Here is a 20,121-nt window from a genome sequence, read left to right on the forward strand (position 1 = left end):
CCAGACCGACCGAAGACGGTCACGGAAGGACCACCCATGTCGAAGAGCATCGTGGGCGTCGACATCGGCGCCGCCGCGATCCGTGCTGTCGAGGTCCAGGACGCCGACAAGCCGAGACCGACGATCCTGCGGTTCGCCGAGGTGCCCGTGCCCCCGGGTGCGACGAAGCAGGGGGAGGTGCTCGAGCCCAACACGGTCGCGGGTGCGCTCCGACAGCTCTGGTCGCTCGGGCGCTTCCGCTCGAAGGACGTCGTGCTCGGCATGGGCAACCAGCGCGTGCTGTCGCGCGACCTGACGGTCCCGAAGGCCCCCATCGCGCAGATCCGTGAATCGTTGCCCTTCCAGGTGCAGGACATGCTCCCGGTGCCCGTGGGCGACGCCATCCTCGACTTCTACCCGACGAGTGAGGAGACGGGGGAGAACGGCCCCACCGTGAGCGGTCTCCTCGTCGCCGCAGTGAAGGACGCCGTGCTCGCCAACGTCCGCGCGGTCCAGAACGCCGGGCTCAAGCCGGTCGGTGTCGACCTCATCCCGTTCGCCCTGGCACGTGTCCTCGCGCCAGCGAACCGGTCGGGCACCGTGGCCATCGTCGAGTGTGGCGGCAACACGACGACCGTCGTCGTCGTCACCGACGGCGTCCCGAAGTTCGTCCGCATCGTGCCGACCGGCGGCGATGACATCACGCGGCTCCTCGCCGGCCGGCTGACGATCGACGAGGGAGCGGCCGAAGCCGTCAAGCGCCACCTGGGCATGGATCCGGAGCGGGCGCGGACCGGCGACGACGCGCTCGCGGTCGCGGCGGTCCGCGAGACGATGGGCGAACTGCTCTCCAGCCTCCGCAACACCGTCAACTACTTCGTCAACACCCACCCTGCCGAGCCCGTGGGCGAGATCCTGCTCTGCGGCGCTGCAGCTGCGCTCCCCGGTTTCGCCGCAGCGCTCTCGGAGTTCACCCGGACGCCCGTCCGGTTCGGGGCACCGTTCGCCAACGTCGCGCTCGCGAAGTCCATCCGGGTCGAGGACCTGCACGCGCACGGCGCATCGATCGCCGTGGCATGGGGACTCGCCGCGGGAGGGAAGGCAGCATGAGCCAGTCGACCAAGTCGAAGCCCTCGCGTTCAGGACGGAGTCGCCGTCGAGGAGCCGCGCCCGACCCGGCCCTGCGTGTCGCCGCCGAGACCGCGGAGCGCGTCAAGCGTCAGCGTCGGACCACGCCCAGCGAGATCGTCGTCGGGGGCCGCCCCAGTGTCGACCTGCTGCCCACCGAGGTCCTCGCCGACCGACGCAGCAGCCGTGTCGTCCGTCGGATGTGGGCGGGCGTGGTCCTCGTGGCGATCGTGGTCGGGATCGCGACCGCCGGAGCCAGCCTCCTTTCCAGCCAGGCCCACGACGACCTGACCCACGCGCAGGACGAGACCCTGTCACTCCTGCAGCAGCAGGCGAACTACCGCGAGGTCCGGGACACGGAGGCCGGTACCGCGCTGCGTGAAGCCGCGCAGTCGGTCGGCGGGGCCACGGAGATCGCATGGCAGCCGTACCTCGCTTCGCTGAAGGCATCGCTCCCGGCGGGAGTCGAGATCACCGGCGTCGCGATCGACTCGGCCACGCCGCTGGAGACCTACGCGCAGGCCGACACTCCGCTCCAGGGGCAGCGTGTCGCGACCCTGACCATCGACGCGCAGAGCCCGACGCTGCCGTCCGTTCCGTCGTGGCTCGATGCCGTCAAGGGTCTCAAGGGCTTCGTCGACGCGACCGCGAACTCGGTCGCGCTCGACCCGACGACGGGCACGTACACGGTGAACATGACGATCCACGTCGACCAGGCCGCCTTCGACGGCAAGTACCAGGACAAGGGCGAGTGAGATGACCCGCAACCGACTCAACATGCTCCTCGCCGTCGTGGCGATGGTCGTGGTGGCACTCGCGGGGTTCTTCCTCGGCGTGCAGCCACATCTCGCACAGGCCGCGAGCGACCGTACCGACCAGGTGTCGGTGGACGCGACGAACCGGACGACGGCGGCGGAACTCGCCCGGCTCAAGGACCGCGCGAAGTCCCTGCCGGCGATGAAGGCGGAACTCGCGGAGCTCACCACCTCGGTGCCGTCGAGTGCGAACATGTCCTCCTTCTACGGCGCAGTCGACGGCGTCGCGGCCCGGGCGGGCGTGAAGGTGTCCGCGATCACGACGTCCGACGCTGTGGCGTACACCGCCCCCGTCGCAGCTTCGACGGCCGCGGGCACCGAGGACTCGTCGGCCTCCGCGACGGACGAGGCGACGGACGAGGCGACGCCCGAGCCGACAGCGGCATCCACCGGCGCTGCGACGGGGCCGGTGACCGACCCGGCGATCTCGGCCGCGAACTTCTCGGCCATCCCCGTCTCCGTGTCGGTCGACGGGTCGTTCGACCAGGCCCTGTCCTTCGTCGGGGGCATGCAGGACGGCGCTCGACTCTTCCTGGTCACCACGGTGTCGTCCTCCATCTCGCAGGACTCGACCGACCCGGCCGCGGCGGCTGCGACGACGTGGACGTTCGGTGGCTACGTGTACGTCCTGACCGCCGACTCGGACACCGCTGCGAAGGGCTGACCCGACCTCCACGGACTGGGGTCGGCCGCGCCACGCCGACCCCACTTCCGCGACACCCGTCGTTGTGATTACGATGCACCAGGCGCCGTGATCGCGGCTGCTCATCCCCTCTCGAACGGTCGGCTCGAACCGGCCGTTCCTCGTCGTGCCCGGAGTCGCGCGTGTTGGTCGGAATCGTGGAATTCCTGGGTTGGTTCGGTGCGGTAACCGTTCTGGCTGGTTACATCTTGTTCTCCACCGGCAAGATCCCGAACGGCCCGCTCTACCAGCTGTTCAACCTGGTCGGCGGCCTCGCGGTGGCCATCAACGTCGCCGCGCACCACGCCGTCCCCTCGACCATCGTCAACGGGATCTGGGCGATCGTCGCTGTCGTCGTCCTGGTGAAGATGGGCCGAGCGCGCCGCGCAGCGAAGCGCGACGGATCCGCGTCCACCGAGCCGCCGGTCCTGCACGCTGAACCGGCCGCGACCACGGGGGTCCTGCCGGTCATCGGCCCGGCGCTGCGCAACCACGAGCCGGACTGCACCGCCGAGGCGGACGCCGCCACGGGCCTCCAGTCCGACGTCCCGACGGACGCGACGGACGAGACGGCCGCGACGATGCCGGATTCCGCGCCCGCCCCCATGACGGAGACCGTCCCGATCATCACGGCGACGATCGCGCTCGCCCTGGTCGCCGCAGCGCAGGAGCAGTCCGACCGGGCGGACCGTCGCGAGCACGCGGACGACACGGGCCACGCCGAACCCGCTCGCTGACCAGCCGGTCGACGATACGATCGGCGCATGTCCCGGTGGTTGATCGCGACGATGACGTCCGTCCTCTTCATCGCGCTCGTGATCGCCGTCACGGGCTTCGAAGCCCTGCTCGCCGACGTCGAGGTCATCTCGCAGCCCGACGCCACCCCGTACCTCGGGCCCGCGATGGTGGTCGGTGGCGCGGTGGTGGTCTTCCTCGCGACCGCGGCCGGCGTGCGCGACGGCAACCCCGGGGTCACCGCGCTGGTGGCCGCGGCGACGGTCTACCTGGTCATGCTCGGCGTCGGAGCCGTGGGCTACGCGCTCGTCCGCTCGGACGCGACCGAGCTCCTCGTCTTCCCCGCGGGGTACGCCCTCGGGCCGTTCGTGGTCGGGTCCGTCGTGGTGGCGCTCCTGTCGGTGCTCGGCGGGATCACGATGGCTCGCCACCAGGCACGGACCGGGGGCGGCGCGGGTACGGCCGGGGCGGCGCGTCCGGACGGGCCTGACGAGCGCTCCGGGCCGAACCGGACGAACGCGGGCGAGGAACCCGCCGGACGGTAGTGTTCGCAGGGCACGACGCACACGCAACGGGGGAACGATGAGCGACCAGCACGCGCAGGATCCGGACCAGCAGGGCGGCTGGGGTGCCGTCCCGCCGGTGGCCTCGATCCGTGGAACCGACGGAACGTCCGGGGCAGCGGCCCAGGGGTTCGGTCCGGGTCCCGGCGCAGGAGCCCCCGGATTCCCCGGGATGCCCGGGGTGCCCGCTCCGGCGCCCCAGCGTCCTCGCCGGAAGCTCCGCCGCGGTCAGCTCATCGGCATCATCTCGGGCGGCACGGCGGTCGTCCTGCTGCTCGTGGCCGGTGTCGTCGGGTACTCGGTCGGCTCCTCCTCGCACTCGGCGGACCGCCCGGTGCGGGCGTTCCTCGACGACCTGACGGCCGGACGCGTGGCCGATGCCCTCGACGACGCGGGCATCGAACGCGAGAAGACCGACGTGCTGCTCGGCGAAGCCGCCTACGCGAAGGCATCGGACAAGGTCACGGGCTACCGCGTCGCCGCGACGCGCACGGACGGCGACACCGCGACGGTCCGCGCGTACCTGCGCCAGGGCGGTCAGGACGTCGCTGCGACCTTCACGCTGGACAAGACCGGGACGGACTGGGGTGTGTTCCCGATCTGGGAGCTGCAGGCCCCCGAGCTCGGATCGGTCGCCGTCGCCGTGCGTGGGCCGTCCGGTGCGGCGGTCACCGTCGCCGGCCGGAACGTGAAGACCGCGAAGGACGGCACGGTGAGCCTCCGTGCGCTGCCCGGCACGTACGACGTCGCCTTCGACGGCGGCAAGTGGACCACGGCCCGTGGGGGATCGGCGAGCGTCAGTGGGTTCGGGCGGTCGACCTCGACCCCGGTGCAGATGACCACGACCCTGACCACCGCCGGGCAGCAGGCCGCCAAGCGGGCGGTGGACGACTGGGTGGACGGCTGCATCGCCTCCACCGACGCCGCACCCGCCGGTTGCAGTTTCTACGCGTACGGGCAGAACCCCGCGTACACGTACTCGAACCAGAAGTGGACGCTCGAGACGCGGCCGACGGTCCGGGTCGGCAGCTGGACGACGAACGGCTGGTTGATCACGACGACGGTGCCAGGCCGGGCGAAGTACACGGCCGACATCTCGGGTGCCGCCGGCACCGGGACGGCCTCTGCGGGGCCGCTCAACGTGAACGCGAGCGGGTACGTCACGGGCTTCTCGAGCGACGGCGCCACGTTCCGTTCGGCGGTGGGCAACGGGTCGTCCGACACCGGCTCATGACGGTGTCGGTTCCCGGGGTGACCCGGATTGATTTCGTCCCGTTACGCGGGTAGTCTCTACCGGGTGTGCGCCCTCGGGCGCGCCCGAAAAGTCCGGCGAGCGGGATCGCCCAGCCGGACCACTCCGTCCCCCACTCGAACACCCGCCGTCCGGCGGTGCTCAGCGTGGGACGAGGAAGCCGGCGGAACGCGCCGGCCAGAGAGCACGAGCGAAGAACCAGGAGAACAGTTGCCTACTATTCAGCAGCTGGTTCGCAAGGGTCGTACGCCGAAGGTCACCAAGACCAAGGCGCCCGCCCTGAAGGCGAACCCCCAGCAGCGTGGTGTGTGCACCCGCGTCTACACCACCACCCCCAAGAAGCCGAACTCGGCACTGCGCAAGGTCGCTCGTGTCAAGCTCTCGAACGGCACCGAGGTCACGGCCTACATCCCCGGTGAGGGCCACAACCTCCAGGAGCACTCGATGGTGCTCGTCCGCGGCGGTCGTGTGAAGGACCTCCCGGGTGTGCGGTACAAGATCATCCGTGGCGCCCTGGACACCCAGGCAGTCAAGAACCGTAAGCAGGCTCGTAGCCGCTACGGCGCGAAGAAGGGTTGAGTTAGATGCCTCGTAAGGGTCCCGCCCCCAAGCGTCCCGTCGTCGCCGACCCGGTCTACGGTGCGCCGATCGTCAGCCAGCTCGTCAACAAGATCCTGCTCGACGGCAAGAAGGGCCTCGCCGAGCGCATCGTCTACGGTGCACTCGAGGGCGTTTCCGCCAAGAACCAGCAGGACGCCGTCGTGACGCTGAAGAAGGCGCTCGACAACGTCCGTCCGACCCTCGAGGTCCGTAGCCGCCGTGTCGGTGGCTCGACCTACCAGGTCCCGGTCGAGGTCAAGCCGCACCGCGCGAACACCCTCGCGCTCCGTTGGCTCACCTCGTACGCCAAGGCCCGTCGCGAGAAGACGATGACCGAGCGTCTCATGAACGAGATCCTCGACGCGTCGAACGGTCTCGGTGCCGCGGTCAAGCGCCGCGAGGACACGCACAAGATGGCCGAGTCGAACAAGGCCTTCGCCCACTACCGCTGGTAGTCCCGGCACCGTCCGGGTGCCGGTGGTCAAGAACCCCGGCGCCCGGACGGCCGCCAACCTCTCCTACAACTCTTCCGGAGGAACCCTGTGGCACAGGACGTGCTCACCGACCTGAACAAGGTCCGCAACATCGGCATCATGGCGCACATCGATGCCGGCAAGACCACGACGACCGAGCGCATCCTGTTCTACACGGGCATCACGCACAAGATCGGTGAGGTCCACGACGGCGCTGCCACGATGGACTGGATGGCGCAGGAGCAGGAGCGCGGCATCACGATCACGTCGGCCGCGACGACCTGCTTCTGGGACAACAACCAGATCAACATCATCGACACCCCCGGTCACGTGGACTTCACGGTCGAGGTGGAGCGCTCGCTCCGCGTCCTCGACGGTGCGGTCGCCGTCTTCGACGGCAAGGAGGGCGTCGAGCCCCAGTCCGAGACCGTCTGGCGTCAGGCCGACAAGTACGACGTCCCGCGCATCTGCTTCGTCAACAAGATGGACAAGCTGGGCGCCGACTTCTACTACACCGTCGACACCATCGTGAACCGCCTCGGTGCGGAGCCGCTCGTGCTCCAGCTGCCGATCGGTTCCGAGAGCTCGTTCGAAGGCGTCGTCGACCTCGTCCAGATGCGTGCACTCACCTGGCGCGGCGACGCCAAGGGTGACGTCGCGATGGGCGCGAAGTACGAGATCGAAGAGATCCCGGCCGACCTGCAGGACCGTGCCGCCGAGTACCGCGAGAAGCTCATCGAGCGCGTGGCCGAGGCGGACGACGTCCTCATGGAGCGCTACCTCGAGGGCGACACCGACTTCTCGGTCGCCGAGATCAAGGCAGCCATCCGTGCCCTCACGGTGAGCAGCACGCTCTACCCGGTCCTCTGCGGTTCCGCGTTCAAGAACCGTGGTGTCCAGCCGATGCTCGACGCCGTCATCGACTACCTCCCGTCCCCGCTCGACGTGCCGCCGATGATCGGCCACGACGTCAAGGACGAGGAGAAGGAGATCATCCGCAAGCCCGACGCGTCGGAGCCGTTCTCGGCCCTCGCGTTCAAGGTCGCGGTGCACCCGTTCTTCGGTCGTCTGACCTACGTGCGCGTCTACTCCGGCTCGATCGAGTCCGGTGCCCAGGTCATCAACTCGACCAAGGGCAAGAAGGAGCGCATCGGCAAGATCTTCCAGATGCACTCCAACAAGGAGAACCCGGTCGCCAACGTGACCGCTGGCCACATCTACGCGGTCATCGGCCTCAAGGACACCACCACCGGTGACACCCTGTGCGACCCGACCAACCAGGTCGTCCTCGAGTCGATGACGTTCCCGGAGCCGGTCATCGAGGTCGCCATCGAGCCGAACACGAAGGCCGACCAGGAGAAGCTCTCCACGGCCATCCAGAAGCTCGCCGAAGAGGACCCGACGTTCCGCGTCGAGCTCAACGCCGAGACCGGTCAGACGACGATCAAGGGCATGGGCGAGCTCCACCTCGACATCCTCGTCGACCGCATGAAGCGCGAGTTCCACGTCGAGGCGAGCGTCGGCAAGCCCCAGGTGGCCTACCGCGAGACGCTCACCAAGATCGTCGAGCGCTACGACTACACCCACAAGAAGCAGACCGGTGGTTCCGGCCAGTTCGCCAAGGTGCAGATCGCGCTCGAGCCGATGGAGGTCACGAGCGAGAAGGTCTACGAGTTCGTCAACGCGACCTCCGGTGGCCGTGTCCCGCGCGAGTACATCCCGTCGGTCGACGCCGGTATCCAGGACGCCATGCAGGTCGGCATCCTCGCGGGCTACCCGACGGTCGGCGTGAAGGCCATCCTCAAGGACGGCGCGGCGCACGACGTCGACTCGTCCGAGATGGCGTTCAAGATCGCCGGCTCGATCGCCTACAAGGAAGCGGCGCGCAAGGCCGGTCCGGCGATCCTCGAGCCGATCATGGCCGTCGAGGTCCGTACTCCTGAGGAGTACATGGGCGACGTCATCGGTGACCTGAACTCCCGTCGTGGGCAGATCGCCTCGATGGAGGACGCCTCGGGCGTCAAGGTGGTCCGCGCGAGCGTGCCGCTGTCCGAGATGTTCGGCTACGTCGGCGACCTGCGGTCGAAGACCTCTGGTCGTGCGGTCTACTCGATGACCTTCGAGACCTACAGCCAGGTCCCGGCCAAGGTCGCCGAGGAGATCATCGCGAAGAACGCGGGGGAGTAGCGCTCAGCGCTTCTCCACAGGCGGGGGCGCCCGGCGACGGGCCCCTCGCCACCAAGTAAAGTACAGACACACACCGCGCACCAACGGTCCCGAGCCCATCCAGGGCCGGCCGGGGGTGACGCTTCCGAGTCCTGAGGAGGACCCACAGTGGCCAAGGCCAAGTTCGAGCGCACCAAGCCGCACGTCAACATCGGAACCATCGGTCACGTCGACCACGGCAAGACCACGCTCACGGCGGCGATCACCAAGGTTCTGCACGACCAGTACCCGGACCTCAACGAGGCCCGCGACTTCGCGCAGATCGACAACGCTCCCGAGGAGCGCCAGCGCGGCATCACGATCAACATCTCGCACGTCGAGTACCAGACCGAGAAGCGTCACTACGCGCACGTCGACGCCCCCGGTCACGCCGACTACGTGAAGAACATGATCACGGGTGCGGCACAGATGGACGGCGCGATCCTCGTGGTCGCCGCCACCGACGGCCCGATGCCCCAGACGCGTGAGCACGTCCTGCTCGCCCGCCAGGTCGGCGTCCCCTACATCGTCGTCGCACTGAACAAGTCCGACATGGTGGACGACGAGGAGATCCTGGAGCTCGTCGAGCTCGAGGTCCGCGAGCTCCTCGGCTCGCAGCAGTTCGACGAGGACGCCCCCGTCGTGCAGGTCTCGGCGCTCAAGGCGCTCGAGGGCGACGAGAAGTGGGTCAAGTCGGTCCAGGACCTCATGGCCCAGGTCGACGAGCACGTGCCGGACCCGGTGCGCGCCACCGACCAGCCGTTCCTGATGCCGATCGAGGACGTCTTCACGATCACCGGTCGTGGCACGGTCGTCACCGGTCGCGTCGAGCGTGGCACGCTCAACCTGAACGCCGAGGTCGAGATCGTCGGCATCCGCGCGACGCAGAAGACCACCGTCACGGGCATCGAGATGTTCCGCAAGCTGCTCGACCAGGCGGTCGCCGGTGACAACACCGGTCTGCTCATCCGTGGCCTCAAGCGCGAGGACGTGGAGCGCGGCCAGGTCGTCGTGAAGCCGGGTTCGGTCACGCCGCACACCGAGTTCCAGGCGAACGCGTACATCCTGACCAAGGACGAGGGTGGGCGTCACAACCCGTTCTACGCGAACTACCGCCCGCAGTTCTACTTCCGCACCACGGACGTCACCGGCGTCATCACGCTGCCCGAGGGCACCGAGATGGTCATGCCCGGTGACACCGTCGCCATGACGGTCGAGCTGATCCAGCCGATCGCCATGGAAGAGGGCCTCCGTTTCGCCATCCGTGAGGGTGGTCGTACGGTCGGTGCCGGTACGGTCGAGAAGATCATCAAGTAACTCCGGTTCCTTGCGACAGCGGGGTCGGGCCTTCGGGCCCGGCCCCGCTTCGTCGTGTGCGGCCACTGACGGGCCGTACAGGGCGCCGGACAGGAGGCCCGGGGCGGCGCCCGACACGGGCCTCCTGTCCGCCCCGTGACCCGTCACAGGCGTCACGGAGTTGGCTCGACCGCGTGACCCGCCTCCGCAGATCCGCGACCTCCGGTCGCGGCTACCACCGCGTCCGTTCCGGACGCGGTTTCTCGTTCCGCGACCCCGACGGCAACACCGTGACCGATCCGGACGAGCGCCGTCGACTCGAGGAGTTCGTGATCCCGCCGGCGTGGGACGACGTCTGGATCTCCCCGTACGCGAACGGCCACATCCTGGCCACGGGTACGGACGGTGCGGGGCGCCGCCAGTACATGTACCACCCGTCCTGGCGTGAACGGATGGACCGGATCAAGTACGACCGTGCGCTGGCACTGGCGGAGTCCCTGCCGGTCGCCCGCCGCGGTGTCACGCAGGACCTCCGTCGCCCCGAGCCGGACCGTCGCCGTGCGCTGGCCGCAGCGTTCCGCATGCTCGACCAGGGGTCGCTCCGGGTCGGGTCCGAGCGGTACGCGACCGAGCACGGCAGCCGGGGGCTGTCCACGCTGCTGTGCGCGCACGCCCACGTGTCGGGCGACGACATCGAGCTCGACTTCCCCGGCAAGAGCGGGCAGGAGTGGTCGTCGTCGATCCACGACCACGACCTCGCGCGGGTCATCGCCGGCATGAAGCGCCGCGGGCCCAACTCGCGGTTGCTCTCGTTCCGCGAGCGTCGCGGTGCGGAGTGGGAGCCGCTCTCCGCCGAGGACATCAACGCGTACGTGAAGGAACGCGCGGGCGACGAGTTCACCGCGAAGGACTTCCGGACGCTGCACGGCACCGTCGCGGCCGCGGTCGACCTGGCGAAGACGGGACCGCAGTCGTCCCAGGCCAAGCGGAAGAAGGCCGTCTCGCACGCCGTGAAGGCCGCCAGCGACGAACTCGGCAACACCCCGACGGTGTGCCGACAGAGCTACATCGACCCCCGGTTGCTCGACGCGTACGACCACGGGGAGACCATCGATCCGAACCGCCTGGCGTCCGCCGAGGCCGAGGTCCGGGCACTGCTCTACCGACAATGACCCGGGGGCCGTCCGGATGACGTAGCGTTGGTCGACGTGCCGGACCACCCCCACACGGCACGGAAGGACCCACAACAGTCGTGACCGACGAGTGCATCCACGGATTCCCCACCGAGCTCTGCGACATCTGCGCACCCCGGCAGCGCGAGGCGTCGGAGATCCCAGCCACCCCGGCACCCCGCCGGACCCGTATCACCACCAACCTGCGCGTCGACCCGCCGGCCTCCGGGCCCGGGACGTCGCTCCGGTCGCCGACGTCGCTCCGTTCGTCGTCCGCCGACCTGCCCGAAGCACGTGAGTTCGCAGCGCTCCGCGCCCACCACGTCACCCACATCGACAACCTCGACGGCATCGTCGGTGCCGGCGCCATCCTGGCGTCCGACCAGGCCGAGCCGGTCGTGGACGTCAGTTCCGCCGACACCCGCGCCGCCCGCGCCGAGGCCGAGGCGCCCGACGGCTCCTCGATCGCCGGCCACGTGCCGTTCACGCTGTCGCCCGACGCCACCCGTTGGGACGAGCTCCGCACGGGCGCCGAGGGCGAGCGCTGGTCGGACGCCGCCCGCCGCACCCGCGCCATCGACTACGTCGTGCTCGTCGTGCCGGTCTCCGCGTTCGGAGCCTCGGTGATCGTCGCCGACCAGGACGCCGACGCCGACGACGTCCGGTTCGCCGTCGGTCCCGACGCCGGCACGAACCTGATCCGTCGCACCGACTTCACGGACCCGGAGATGCACGGCCTCGAGCTGCTCGCCGGACCGAGCGTGCCGTTCACGTCGGTCGCGGTCATCGGCGTGCCGAACGACAAGGCCCGGCAGACCGTCCGCGCCGTGCTCGCCGACCACGGTGGACACGCTCCGCGAGTGGCCGTGTTCCCGCCGTGGTTCGTGCCCCCGGTGACCGCCGAGTGACGGTCTCCTGACCCGCGTCGACGCACCCTCCGGACCCCGTCCGGAGGGTGCGTCGCGTTGCGGGGCCGAGCCGGGCCTCCAGGCCGTCCGATCCGCGTGGATCCGGGCAAGCGAGCCAGCGGGACACGCCCGGCAATTCGCGACACGCCCGGGTTGCACGTGGGCCGGGGCTATGCGAGACTTGTCCGGTTCCGAATTCCCCGTGGGTGTACGCCCACAGGATCACTGCTCTGGCAGTGCACAACCCCCTTGTTCAGCAGGGCTGGGTTGGGCCGCAGGCAGCAGAACACGACTCCCCGAAGGGTGACGGACGCGGTGTACCACTGCTGCGCCCGGAGCGCGAGGCAGTCGATTGCCCACGCTGGACGGCCACGGTCGCCCGCGAGGTTGACAGGTGAACAGCGGTCATCCCCAGTGGATGCGGCCGGTTGGTTCAGGAAAACAGCACGGTCCGCAGGAATGCGGAACCGAGCGGCGTCAGGCGGCCAGAGGGTGCGCGGCGCAGAGAGGACAAGAGACACATGGCGGGACAGAAGATCCGCATCCGGCTCAAGTCGTATGACCACGAGGTCATCGACACGTCGGCCCGGAAGATCGTCGACACGGTGACCCGTGCCGGTGCAACCGTGGTCGGCCCGGTGCCGCTCCCCACCGAGAAGAACGTGATCGCAGTGATCCGTTCCCCTCACAAGTACAAGGACTCGCGCGAGCACTTCGAGAAGCGCACGCACAAGCGGGTCATCGACATCGTCGACCCGACGCCGAAGGCCGTGGACTCGCTCATGCGACTCGACCTGCCGGCCGACGTCAACATCGAGATCAAGCTGTAAGGGGGCTGACCAATGGCGAACTCAACCAAGACCGTCAAGGGCCTCCTCGGCAAGAAGCTCGGGATGACCCAGGTGTGGGACGAGAACAACAAGTTCATCCCCGTCACCGTGATCGAGGTCGGCCCGAACGTGGTCACCCAGATCCGCAACGCTGAGCGCGACGGCTACGAGGCGATCCAGATCGCCGCCGGTGCCATCGACCCGCGCAAGGTCAACAAGCCGGCCGCTGGCCACTTCGAGGCCGCTGGCGTGACCCCGCGTCGCACCCTCACCGAGATCCGTACCAACGACTCCGCTGAGTACACGCTCGGCCAGGAGCTCACCGTGGACGGCACGTTCACGGCGGGCCAGAAGGTCGACGTCGTCGGTACCTCCAAGGGCAAGGGCTTCGCCGGTGTCATGAAGCGCCACGGCTTCCACGGCGTCGGCGCCTCGCACGGTGCGCACCGCAACCACCGCAAGCCCGGCTCGATCGGTGCTTCCTCGACCCCGTCGCGCGTCTTCAAGGGCATGCGCATGGCTGGTCGTATGGGTGGCGACCGCGTGACCGTCCTCAACCTCACGGTGCACGCCGTCGACGCCGAGAAGGGTCTGCTGCTCGTCAAGGGCGCCGTCCCCGGTGCTCGTGGCCGCTCCGTCTTCGTCCGCACCGCCGTGAAGGGTAAGTGATCATGGCCACCACGACCGCAACCACGATCGACGTCCTCGACGCATCGGGTGCCAAGTCCGGCACCGTCGAGCTCCCCGCAGCTCTCTTCGACGTCGAGACCAACGTCCCGCTGATCCACCAGGTCGTCACCGCGCAGCTCGCAGCCGCGCGTCAGGGCACCCACAAGACCAAGAACCGTGGCGAAGTCCGCGGTGCCGGTCGCAAGCCGTTCAAGCAGAAGGGCACCGGCCGCGCCCGTCAGGGTTCCGTCCGTGCTCCGGAGCACACCGGCGGTGGCGTCGTCCACGGACCGACCCCGCGCGACTACTCGCAGCGCACCCCGAAGAAGATGATCGCCGCTGCTCTGCTCGGCTCGCTCTCGGACCGCGCCCGCGGTGGCCGCATCTCCGCTGTGGAGGGCTTCGTCGCGGCTGAACTGCCGTCGACCAAGACCGCCCGCACGCTCCTCGAGAAGGTCGCGCCCGTCAAGAACGTGCTCGTCGTGCTCGAGACGGACGACGAGCTGACGCTCAAGTCGATCCGCAACCTGTCGAACGTCCACGCGCTCTCGTACGGCCAGCTCAACGCCTACGACGTGCTGCGTTCGGACGCCGTCGTCTTCAGCAAGAGCGCCCTCGACGCCTTCATCGCGTCGAAGACCGCGAAGGAGATCACCGCATGAGCGGCTTCAACAAGGACCCGCGCGACGTCATCATCTCGCCGGTCGTCTCGGAGAAGAGCTACGCGCTCATCGACCAGGGCAAGTACACGTTCATCGTGGACCCCCGCTCGAACAAGACCGAGATCAAGCTCGCCATCGAGAAGATCTTCGACGTCAAGGTCGCGAGCATCAACACGCTGAACCGCCCGGGCAAGACCCGTCGCACCAAGTTCGGTCTCGGCAAGCGCAAGGACACCAAGCGCGCCATCGTGACGCTCAAGTCCGGTTCGATCGACATCTTCACGGCTGTCGGCTGAGGACCAGAGGGATAAATCATGGCTATTCGTAACTACAAGCCGACGACCCCCGGTCGTCGCGGCTCGTCGGTCGCCGACTTCGCTGAGATCACCCGTTCGACTCCGGAGAAGTCACTGCTTCGTCCGCTGCCGAAGACCGGTGGTCGCAACAGCTCCGGCCGTATCACCACGCGTCACATCGGTGGTGGCCACAAGCGCCAGTACCGCGTGATCGACTTCCGTCGCTCCGACAAGGACGGCGTCGACGCCAAGGTCGCTCACATCGAGTACGACCCCAACCGCACTGCGCGCATCGCGCTCCTGCACTACGTGGACGGCACGAAGCGGTACATCATCGCGCCGAACAAGCTCAAGCAGGGCGACGTCATCGAGCAGGGCCCCGGCGCCGACATCAAGCCCGGCAACAACCTGCCGCTGCGCAACATCCCCGTGGGTACCGTCGTGCACGCCATCGAGCTCCGCCCCGGTGGCGGCGCCAAGATGGCCCGCTCCGCCGGCGCCTCGGTGCGTCTCGTCGCCAAGGACGGCCCCTACGCGCAGCTCCGTCTGCCGTCGGGCGAGGTCCGCAACGTCGACGCACGCTGCCGCGCCACGATCGGCGAGGTCGGCAACGCCGAGCAGTCGAACATCAACTGGGGCAAGGCCGGCCGCATGCGCTGGAAGGGCGTCCGCCCGACCGTCCGTGGTGTCGCCATGAACCCGGTCGACCACCCGCACGGTGGTGGTGAGGGCAAGACGTCCGGTGGTCGTCACCCGGTCAGCCCCTGGGGCCAGTCCGAGGGCCGTACGCGCAAGCCGAACAAGCCGAGCGACAAGCTCATCGTCCGTCGCCGTAACGCCGGCAAGAAGCGCAAGTAGGAGTTCAGAAGATGCCACGCAGTCTGAAGAAGGGCCCCTTCGTCGACGAGCACCTGCTCCGCAAGGTCGTCACGCAGAACGAGGCCAACACCAAGAACGTGATCCGTACGTGGTCGCGTCGGTCGATGATCGTCCCGAACATGCTCGGGCACACGATCGCCGTCCACGACGGCCGCAAGCACATCCCGGTGTTCGTCACCGAGTCGATGGTCGGTCACAAGCTCGGCGAGTTCGCGCCGACCCGCACCTTCCGTGGTCACGTGAAGGACGACAAGAAGGGCCGTCGCCGCTGAGGCGGCGACGCAGAGGAGGAACGAAATGGTGGAGTCGATCGCACGCGTGCGACACATCCGCGTCACGCCTCAGAAGGCCCGTCGCGTCATCGAGCTGATCCGCGGCAAGCAGGCCCACGAGGCCCTCGCCATCCTGAAGTTCGCCCCCCAGGGCGCTTCGGAGCCCGTGTACAAGCTGGTCGCCTCGGCGATCGCGAACGCACGGGTCAAGGCGGACTCGACGAACAGCTTCCTCGACGAGCGCGACCTCTACGTGAGCCGCGTCTTCGTCGACGAGGGCACGACCCTGAAGCGGTTCCAGCCGCGCGCCCAGGGCCGCGCCTTCCGCATCAACAAGCGCACCAGCCACATCACGGTCGTCCTCGCGACGCCCGACGAGGCCGAGGTTGCCGCGACGAGCAAGAAGGCGAGCAAGTAATGGGCCAGAAGGTCAACCCGTACGGCTTCCGTCTCGGGATCACGACGGACCACGTCTCGCACTGGTTCACCGACAGCAAGAAGGCCGGTCAGCGCTACGCCGACTACGTGGCCGAGGACATCAAGGTGCGCGAGTACCTGAAGAAGACCCTCGACCGCGCCGGCGTCGCACGCATCGAGCTCGAGCGCACCCGTGACCGTGTCCGCGTGGACATCCACACGGCTCGTCCGGGCATCGTCATCGGCCGCCGCGGCGCCGAGGCGGAGCGCGTTCGCGGTGAGCTCGAGAAGCTCACCAAGAAGCAGATCCAGCTGAACATCCTCGAGGTCAAGAACCCCGAGACCGAGGCCCAGCTCGTCGCGCAGGGCATCGCCGAGCAGCTCTCCGCTCGTGTCGCGTTCCGTCGCGCCATGCGCAAGGGCCTGCAGGGTGCACAGCGCGCCGGCGCCAAGGGTGTCCGCATCCAGGTGTCGGGTCGTCTCGGCGGCGCCGAGATGTCGCGTTCGGAGTTCTACCGCGAAGGCCGTGTGCCGCTGCACACCCTCCGCGCGAACATCGACTACGGCTTCTACGAGGCCCGGACCACGTTCGGCCGCATCGGCGTGAAGGTCTGGATCTACAAGGGCGACATCACGAACAAGGAGCTCGCTCGCGAGCAGGCGAACCAGCGTTCGTCGCGCCCGGAGCGTCGTGGCGGCCCGCGCGGTGAGCGTGGCGACCGCGGCGGCGACCGTCGTGGCGGCGACCGCGGTGACCGTCGTCCGCAGCAGGCCCCGCAGGACGCGCCGGCCGGCGCAGGAGTTGAGGCGTAACCATGCTTATTCCCCGTCGAGTCAAGCACCGCAAGCAGCACCACCCGAAGCGTTCGGGTCAGGCCACCGGTGGTACCAAGGTCAGCTTCGGCGACTACGGCATCCAGGCCCTCACCCCGGCGTACGTGACCAACCGTCAGATCGAGTCCGCTCGTATCGCCATGACGCGTCACATCAAGCGTGGTGGCAAGGTCTGGATCAACATCTACCCGGACCGTCCGCTGACCAAGAAGCCCGCCGAGACCCGCATGGGTTCCGGTAAGGGTTCGCCCGAGTGGTGGGTCGCGAACGTGAAGCCGGGCCGGGTGCTCTTCGAGCTCTCCGGCGTCAGCGAGGAGATCGCCCGTGAGGCGTTGACTCGTGCAATCCACAAGCTGCCCCTCAAGGCACGCATCATCAAGCGCGAGGAGGGCGACGCATAATGGCGATCGGTTCCAAGGAGCTCCGTCCGACGGAGCTCGACACGTTCGAGAACGAGCGTCTCGCTGACGAGCTGAAGAAGGCCAAGGAGGAACTCTTCAACCTCCGCTTCCAGTCGGCCACCGGCCAGCTGGAGAGCCACGGTCGTCTCCGTGCCGTCAAGCGCGACATCGCCCGCATCTACACCGTCCTCCGCGAGCGCGAGCTCGGCATCCGTGCCACTCCCGCGCCCGTCGAGACCGCCCCCAAGGCCAAGAAGACGACGAAGAAGGCTGACAAGCCGGCCGAGTCGACCGAGGCCGAGACCGCCGAGGAGAAGTAATGGCGAACGAAGAGAAGAACTCCGCCGCCCTCACTCGCGGCTACCGCAAGACGCGTCGCGGCTACGTGACGAGCGACAAGATGGACAAGACCATCGTGGTCGAGGTCGAGGACCGCGTGAAGCACGCGCTCTACGGCAAGATCATCCGTCGTACGTCCAAGGTGAAGGCCCACGACGAGCTCGGCACCGCTGGTGTCGGCGACCTCGTCGTGATCAGCGAGACCCGTCCCCTCAGCGCGTCCAAGCGCTGGCGCCTGGTCGAGATCCTCGAGAAGGCCAAGTAGGCCTCGGCCTGCTTCGGAATAGGAGACAGCAGTGATTCAGCAGGAATCCCGCCTGAAGGTCGCCGACAACACGGGTGCCAAGGAGATCTTGACCATCCGCGTGCTCGGTGGCTCGGGTCGTCGCTACGCCGGCCTCGGTGACGTCATCGTCGCCACGGTGAAGGACGCCATCCCCGGCGGCAACGTGAAGAAGGGTGACGTCGTCAAGGCAGTCATCGTTCGCACCAAGAAGGAGACCCGTCGTCAGGACGGCTCCTACATCAAGTTCGACGAGAACGCGGCAGTGATCCTCAAGGCCGACGGCGACCCGCGCGGTACGCGCATCTTCGGTCCGGTCGGTCGCGAGCTCCGTGACAAGAAGTTCATGAAGATCATCTCGCTCGCGCCGGAGGTGCTGTAAGCCATGGCGAACATCAAGAAGGGTGACCTCGTCCAGGTCATCACGGGCGCGACGCAGGAGCGTGGCGGCGACCGTGGCAAGCAGGGCAAGGTCATCGAGGTCCTCAAGGACAAGAACCGCGTCGTCGTCGAGGGCGTGAACTTCGTCACGAAGCACGTCCGCGTCGGTCAGACGCAGCGTGGTTCGAAGACCGGTGGCATCGAGCAGCACGAAGCCTCGATCCACGTCTCGAACGTCGCACTCGTCGACCCGAAGACGAAGAAGCCGACGCGTGTCGGCTTCCGCACCGAAGAGGTGGAGAAGGACGGCGTCAAGAAGACCGTCCGTGTCCGCTACGCGAAGAAGTCTGGTGAGAAGCTCTGATGACTGACACGACTGCTGCGCCCGCTGGCAAGATCCAGCCGCGCCTCAAGCAGAAGTACCTGGCCGAGATCAAGACGGCCCTCACCGAGCAGTTCGGTTACGCGAACGTCAACCAGGTCCCCGGCCTGGTCAAGGTCGTCGTGAACACCGGTGTCGGCGAGGCCGCTCGTGACTCCAAGATCATCGAGGGGGCCATCAAGGACCTCACGGCGATCACGGGTCAGAAGCCCCAGGTCAACATCGCCCGCAAGTCCATCGCACAGTTCAAGCTGCGCGAGGGTCAGGCCATCGGCGCGCACGTCACCCTCCGTGGTGACCGCGCGTGGGAGTTCCTGGACCGCCTGGTGACGCTCGCACTGCCCCGCATCCGCGACTTCCGCGGTCTCAGCGACAAGCAGTTCGACGGCAACGGCAACTACACGTTCGGTCTCACGGAGCAGTCCGTGTTCCACGAGATCGACCAGGACCGCATCGACCGTGTCCGCGGCTTCGACATCACTGTCGTCACCACCGCGAAGACGGACGACGAGGGACGCGCGCTGCTCCGCCAGCTCGGCTTCCCGTTCCGCTCCAACGAGCAGACGGTCTAAACTACTTCGGGCGGTGCGGGCCGGAGGATTCACGTCCTCCGGCCCGCACGCACGAACACACCGATCTCGGGGAACCGCCCCGGGATCACTCGATCGCTCAGGTCGGCATTCGTGGAACGGGTGTCGAAACCAGGCGAGAAATGGACGAACATCATGACGATGACCGATCCGGTCGCAGACATGCTGACCAGATTGCGGAACGCGAACTCCGCGCACCACGACGCAGTCGCGCTCCCGAGCTCCAAGCTCAAGAAGAACATCGCCGAGATCCTCAAGCGTGAGGGCTACATCAGCGAGTGGAAGGTGGAGGACGCCCGAGTCGGGCAGACCCTCACCATCGACCTGAAGTACGGCCCCGAGCGCGAGCGTTCGATCGCCGGCATCAAGCGCGTCTCGAAGCCGGGCCTCCGGGTCTACGCGAAGTCGACGGAGATCCCCCAGGTCCTCGGTGGCCTCGGCGTGGCGATCCTCTCGACCTCCTCCGGCCTCCTGACCGACCGCGAAGCCGAGCAGAAGGGCGTGGGTGGGGAAGTCCTCGCCTACGTGTGGTGATCGACAATGTCACGAATCGGACGTCTCCCCATCGACATCCCCGCCGGCGTCACCGTCTCCGTTGACGGTCAGAACGTGGCGGTCAAGGGCCCGAAGGGCGAGCTCGCGCTCGTCATCGCGGAGCCCATCCAGGCCAAGGTCGAGGAGAACCAGGTCCTCGTCACCCGTCCGGACGACGAGCGCGAGTCGCGTTCGCTCCACGGACTGACCCGGACCCTCATCGCCAACAACATCATCGGCGTGACCCAGGGCTACACCAAGGGCCTCGAGGTCGTCGGCACCGGTTACCGTGTCGCGGCCAAGGGCTCGAACCTCGAGTTCGCCCTCGGGTACTCCCACTCGATCACGGTCGAGCCGCCGGCGGGCATCAGCTTCGCGGTGGAGGGCAACAACAAGGTCACCGTCGCCGGTATCGACAAGCAGGCTGTCGGCGAGGTCGCCGCGAACATCCGGAAGCTCCGGAAGCCCGAGCCCTACAAGGGCAAGGGTGTCCGTTACGCCGGCGAGAACGTGCGCCGCAAGGCCGGAAAGTCAGGTAAGTGAT

General features: G+C 68.0%; 28 protein-coding genes. All 28 read left to right on the plus strand.

Annotated features, from left to right (window positions below):
• Nucleotides 1-36 precede the first annotated feature (36 nt).
• The 28 genes from pilM (at nucleotide 37) to rplF (ending at nucleotide 20,120) form a co-directional block, all read left to right on the plus strand.
• The gene (pilM, locus tag DEJ02_RS05185) at nucleotides 37-1,089 is read left to right on the plus strand and encodes a type IV pilus assembly protein PilM (protein WP_111032239.1); all 1,053 of its coding nucleotides are present in this window, start codon (nucleotides 37-39) and stop codon (nucleotides 1,087-1,089) included.
• Nucleotides 1,086-1,862, plus strand: coding sequence for a hypothetical protein (locus DEJ02_RS05190; protein ID WP_111032240.1), 777 nt, complete (start codon nucleotides 1,086-1,088; stop codon nucleotides 1,860-1,862). The genes pilM and DEJ02_RS05190 overlap by 4 nt, the downstream gene beginning before the upstream one ends.
• Nucleotide 1,863: 1 nt before the next feature.
• On the plus strand, nucleotides 1,864-2,586 hold the full coding sequence (locus tag DEJ02_RS05195; protein WP_111032241.1) for a hypothetical protein: 723 nt from the start codon (nucleotides 1,864-1,866) through the stop codon (nucleotides 2,584-2,586).
• A 227-nt stretch (nucleotides 2,587-2,813) separates the two neighbouring features.
• On the plus strand, nucleotides 2,814-3,341 hold the full coding sequence (locus DEJ02_RS05200) for a hypothetical protein (RefSeq protein ID WP_111032242.1): 528 nt from the start codon (nucleotides 2,814-2,816) through the stop codon (nucleotides 3,339-3,341).
• 27 nt (nucleotides 3,342-3,368) lie between these two features.
• Nucleotides 3,369-3,884: a DUF6121 family protein gene (locus DEJ02_RS05205; RefSeq protein WP_111032243.1), complete on the plus strand. Its 516-nt coding sequence runs from the start codon at nucleotides 3,369-3,371 to the stop codon at nucleotides 3,882-3,884.
• Between the two features lie 37 nt (nucleotides 3,885-3,921).
• Nucleotides 3,922-5,136: a hypothetical protein gene (locus tag DEJ02_RS05210; RefSeq protein ID WP_111032244.1), complete on the plus strand. Its 1,215-nt coding sequence runs from the start codon at nucleotides 3,922-3,924 to the stop codon at nucleotides 5,134-5,136.
• Nucleotides 5,137-5,364: 228 nt separating this feature from the next.
• Complete coding sequence (rpsL, locus tag DEJ02_RS05215) at nucleotides 5,365-5,733, plus strand: 30S ribosomal protein S12 (RefSeq protein ID WP_017885540.1); 369 nt, start codon at nucleotides 5,365-5,367, stop codon at nucleotides 5,731-5,733.
• Nucleotides 5,734-5,738: 5 nt separating this feature from the next.
• Nucleotides 5,739-6,209, plus strand: a complete 471-nt coding sequence (gene rpsG, locus DEJ02_RS05220; RefSeq protein WP_017885539.1) for a 30S ribosomal protein S7 — start codon at nucleotides 5,739-5,741, stop codon at nucleotides 6,207-6,209.
• Nucleotides 6,210-6,296: 87 nt separating this feature from the next.
• Entirely contained in the window at nucleotides 6,297-8,414 is a 2,118-nt protein-coding gene (fusA, locus tag DEJ02_RS05225; protein ID WP_027466735.1) for an elongation factor G, read from the plus strand.
• A gap of 147 nt (nucleotides 8,415-8,561) precedes the next feature.
• The gene (tuf, locus tag DEJ02_RS05230; protein WP_027466734.1) at nucleotides 8,562-9,749 is read left to right on the plus strand and encodes an elongation factor Tu; all 1,188 of its coding nucleotides are present in this window, start codon (nucleotides 8,562-8,564) and stop codon (nucleotides 9,747-9,749) included.
• 173 nt (nucleotides 9,750-9,922) lie between these two features.
• Entirely contained in the window at nucleotides 9,923-10,900 is a 978-nt protein-coding gene (locus tag DEJ02_RS05235; RefSeq protein WP_111032245.1) for a DNA topoisomerase IB, read from the plus strand.
• Between the two features lie 80 nt (nucleotides 10,901-10,980).
• Complete coding sequence (locus DEJ02_RS05240) at nucleotides 10,981-11,808, plus strand: DarT ssDNA thymidine ADP-ribosyltransferase family protein (RefSeq protein ID WP_084741336.1); 828 nt, start codon at nucleotides 10,981-10,983, stop codon at nucleotides 11,806-11,808.
• 521 nt (nucleotides 11,809-12,329) lie between these two features.
• Nucleotides 12,330-12,638, plus strand: coding sequence for a 30S ribosomal protein S10 (gene rpsJ / locus DEJ02_RS05245; RefSeq protein WP_017885534.1), 309 nt, complete (start codon nucleotides 12,330-12,332; stop codon nucleotides 12,636-12,638).
• Between the two features lie 12 nt (nucleotides 12,639-12,650).
• Nucleotides 12,651-13,307 carry a 50S ribosomal protein L3 gene (rplC, locus tag DEJ02_RS05250; protein ID WP_027466731.1) on the plus strand — a complete coding sequence of 219 codons (657 nt, stop codon included), beginning with the start codon at nucleotides 12,651-12,653 and terminating at the stop codon, nucleotides 13,305-13,307.
• A gap of 2 nt (nucleotides 13,308-13,309) precedes the next feature.
• Nucleotides 13,310-13,969 (plus strand): 50S ribosomal protein L4, encoded by a 660-nt coding sequence (gene rplD / locus DEJ02_RS05255; protein ID WP_027466730.1) that lies wholly within the window; start codon nucleotides 13,310-13,312, stop codon nucleotides 13,967-13,969.
• On the plus strand, nucleotides 13,966-14,265 hold the full coding sequence (gene rplW / locus DEJ02_RS05260; RefSeq protein WP_027466729.1) for a 50S ribosomal protein L23: 300 nt from the start codon (nucleotides 13,966-13,968) through the stop codon (nucleotides 14,263-14,265). Before rplD ends, rplW begins: the two co-directional genes overlap by 4 nt.
• 18 nt (nucleotides 14,266-14,283) lie before the next feature.
• Complete coding sequence (gene rplB, locus DEJ02_RS05265) at nucleotides 14,284-15,123, plus strand: 50S ribosomal protein L2 (RefSeq protein WP_027466728.1); 840 nt, start codon at nucleotides 14,284-14,286, stop codon at nucleotides 15,121-15,123.
• Nucleotides 15,124-15,134: 11 nt separating this feature from the next.
• A complete protein-coding gene (gene rpsS / locus DEJ02_RS05270) occupies nucleotides 15,135-15,416 on the plus strand; it encodes a 30S ribosomal protein S19 (protein WP_017885529.1) in 282 nt (93 codons plus the stop codon).
• 25 nt (nucleotides 15,417-15,441) lie between these two features.
• Nucleotides 15,442-15,834, plus strand: coding sequence for a 50S ribosomal protein L22 (gene rplV / locus DEJ02_RS05275; RefSeq protein ID WP_035809257.1), 393 nt, complete (start codon nucleotides 15,442-15,444; stop codon nucleotides 15,832-15,834).
• Nucleotides 15,834-16,646 carry a 30S ribosomal protein S3 gene (gene rpsC, locus DEJ02_RS05280; RefSeq protein WP_017885527.1) on the plus strand — a complete coding sequence of 271 codons (813 nt, stop codon included), beginning with the start codon at nucleotides 15,834-15,836 and terminating at the stop codon, nucleotides 16,644-16,646. Before rplV ends, rpsC begins: the two co-directional genes overlap by 1 nt.
• 2 nt (nucleotides 16,647-16,648) lie before the next feature.
• On the plus strand, nucleotides 16,649-17,068 hold the full coding sequence (rplP, locus tag DEJ02_RS05285; protein ID WP_017885526.1) for a 50S ribosomal protein L16: 420 nt from the start codon (nucleotides 16,649-16,651) through the stop codon (nucleotides 17,066-17,068).
• Nucleotides 17,068-17,388, plus strand: a complete 321-nt coding sequence (rpmC, locus tag DEJ02_RS05290; RefSeq protein WP_017885525.1) for a 50S ribosomal protein L29 — start codon at nucleotides 17,068-17,070, stop codon at nucleotides 17,386-17,388. The genes rplP and rpmC overlap by 1 nt, the downstream gene beginning before the upstream one ends.
• Nucleotides 17,388-17,672, plus strand: a complete 285-nt coding sequence (gene rpsQ, locus DEJ02_RS05295) for a 30S ribosomal protein S17 (RefSeq protein ID WP_017885524.1) — start codon at nucleotides 17,388-17,390, stop codon at nucleotides 17,670-17,672. The genes rpmC and rpsQ overlap by 1 nt, the downstream gene beginning before the upstream one ends.
• A gap of 31 nt (nucleotides 17,673-17,703) precedes the next feature.
• Nucleotides 17,704-18,072 (plus strand): 50S ribosomal protein L14, encoded by a 369-nt coding sequence (gene rplN / locus DEJ02_RS05300; RefSeq protein ID WP_017885523.1) that lies wholly within the window; start codon nucleotides 17,704-17,706, stop codon nucleotides 18,070-18,072.
• Nucleotides 18,073-18,075: 3 nt separating this feature from the next.
• Entirely contained in the window at nucleotides 18,076-18,435 is a 360-nt protein-coding gene (gene rplX / locus DEJ02_RS05305; protein ID WP_017885522.1) for a 50S ribosomal protein L24, read from the plus strand.
• The gene (gene rplE, locus DEJ02_RS05310) at nucleotides 18,435-19,025 is read left to right on the plus strand and encodes a 50S ribosomal protein L5 (protein ID WP_042537502.1); all 591 of its coding nucleotides are present in this window, start codon (nucleotides 18,435-18,437) and stop codon (nucleotides 19,023-19,025) included. Before rplX ends, rplE begins: the two co-directional genes overlap by 1 nt.
• Before the next feature lie 153 nt (nucleotides 19,026-19,178).
• Nucleotides 19,179-19,577 carry a 30S ribosomal protein S8 gene (rpsH, locus tag DEJ02_RS05315; RefSeq protein ID WP_111032246.1) on the plus strand — a complete coding sequence of 133 codons (399 nt, stop codon included), beginning with the start codon at nucleotides 19,179-19,181 and terminating at the stop codon, nucleotides 19,575-19,577.
• A 6-nt stretch (nucleotides 19,578-19,583) separates the two neighbouring features.
• A complete protein-coding gene (gene rplF / locus DEJ02_RS05320) occupies nucleotides 19,584-20,120 on the plus strand; it encodes a 50S ribosomal protein L6 (protein WP_017885518.1) in 537 nt (178 codons plus the stop codon).
• The last annotated feature ends 1 nt before the right edge of the window (nucleotide 20,121 follow it).

The organism is Curtobacterium sp. MCLR17_042 (genome assembly GCF_003234695.1).
Lineage (GTDB): Bacteria > Actinomycetota > Actinomycetes > Actinomycetales > Microbacteriaceae > Curtobacterium > Curtobacterium flaccumfaciens.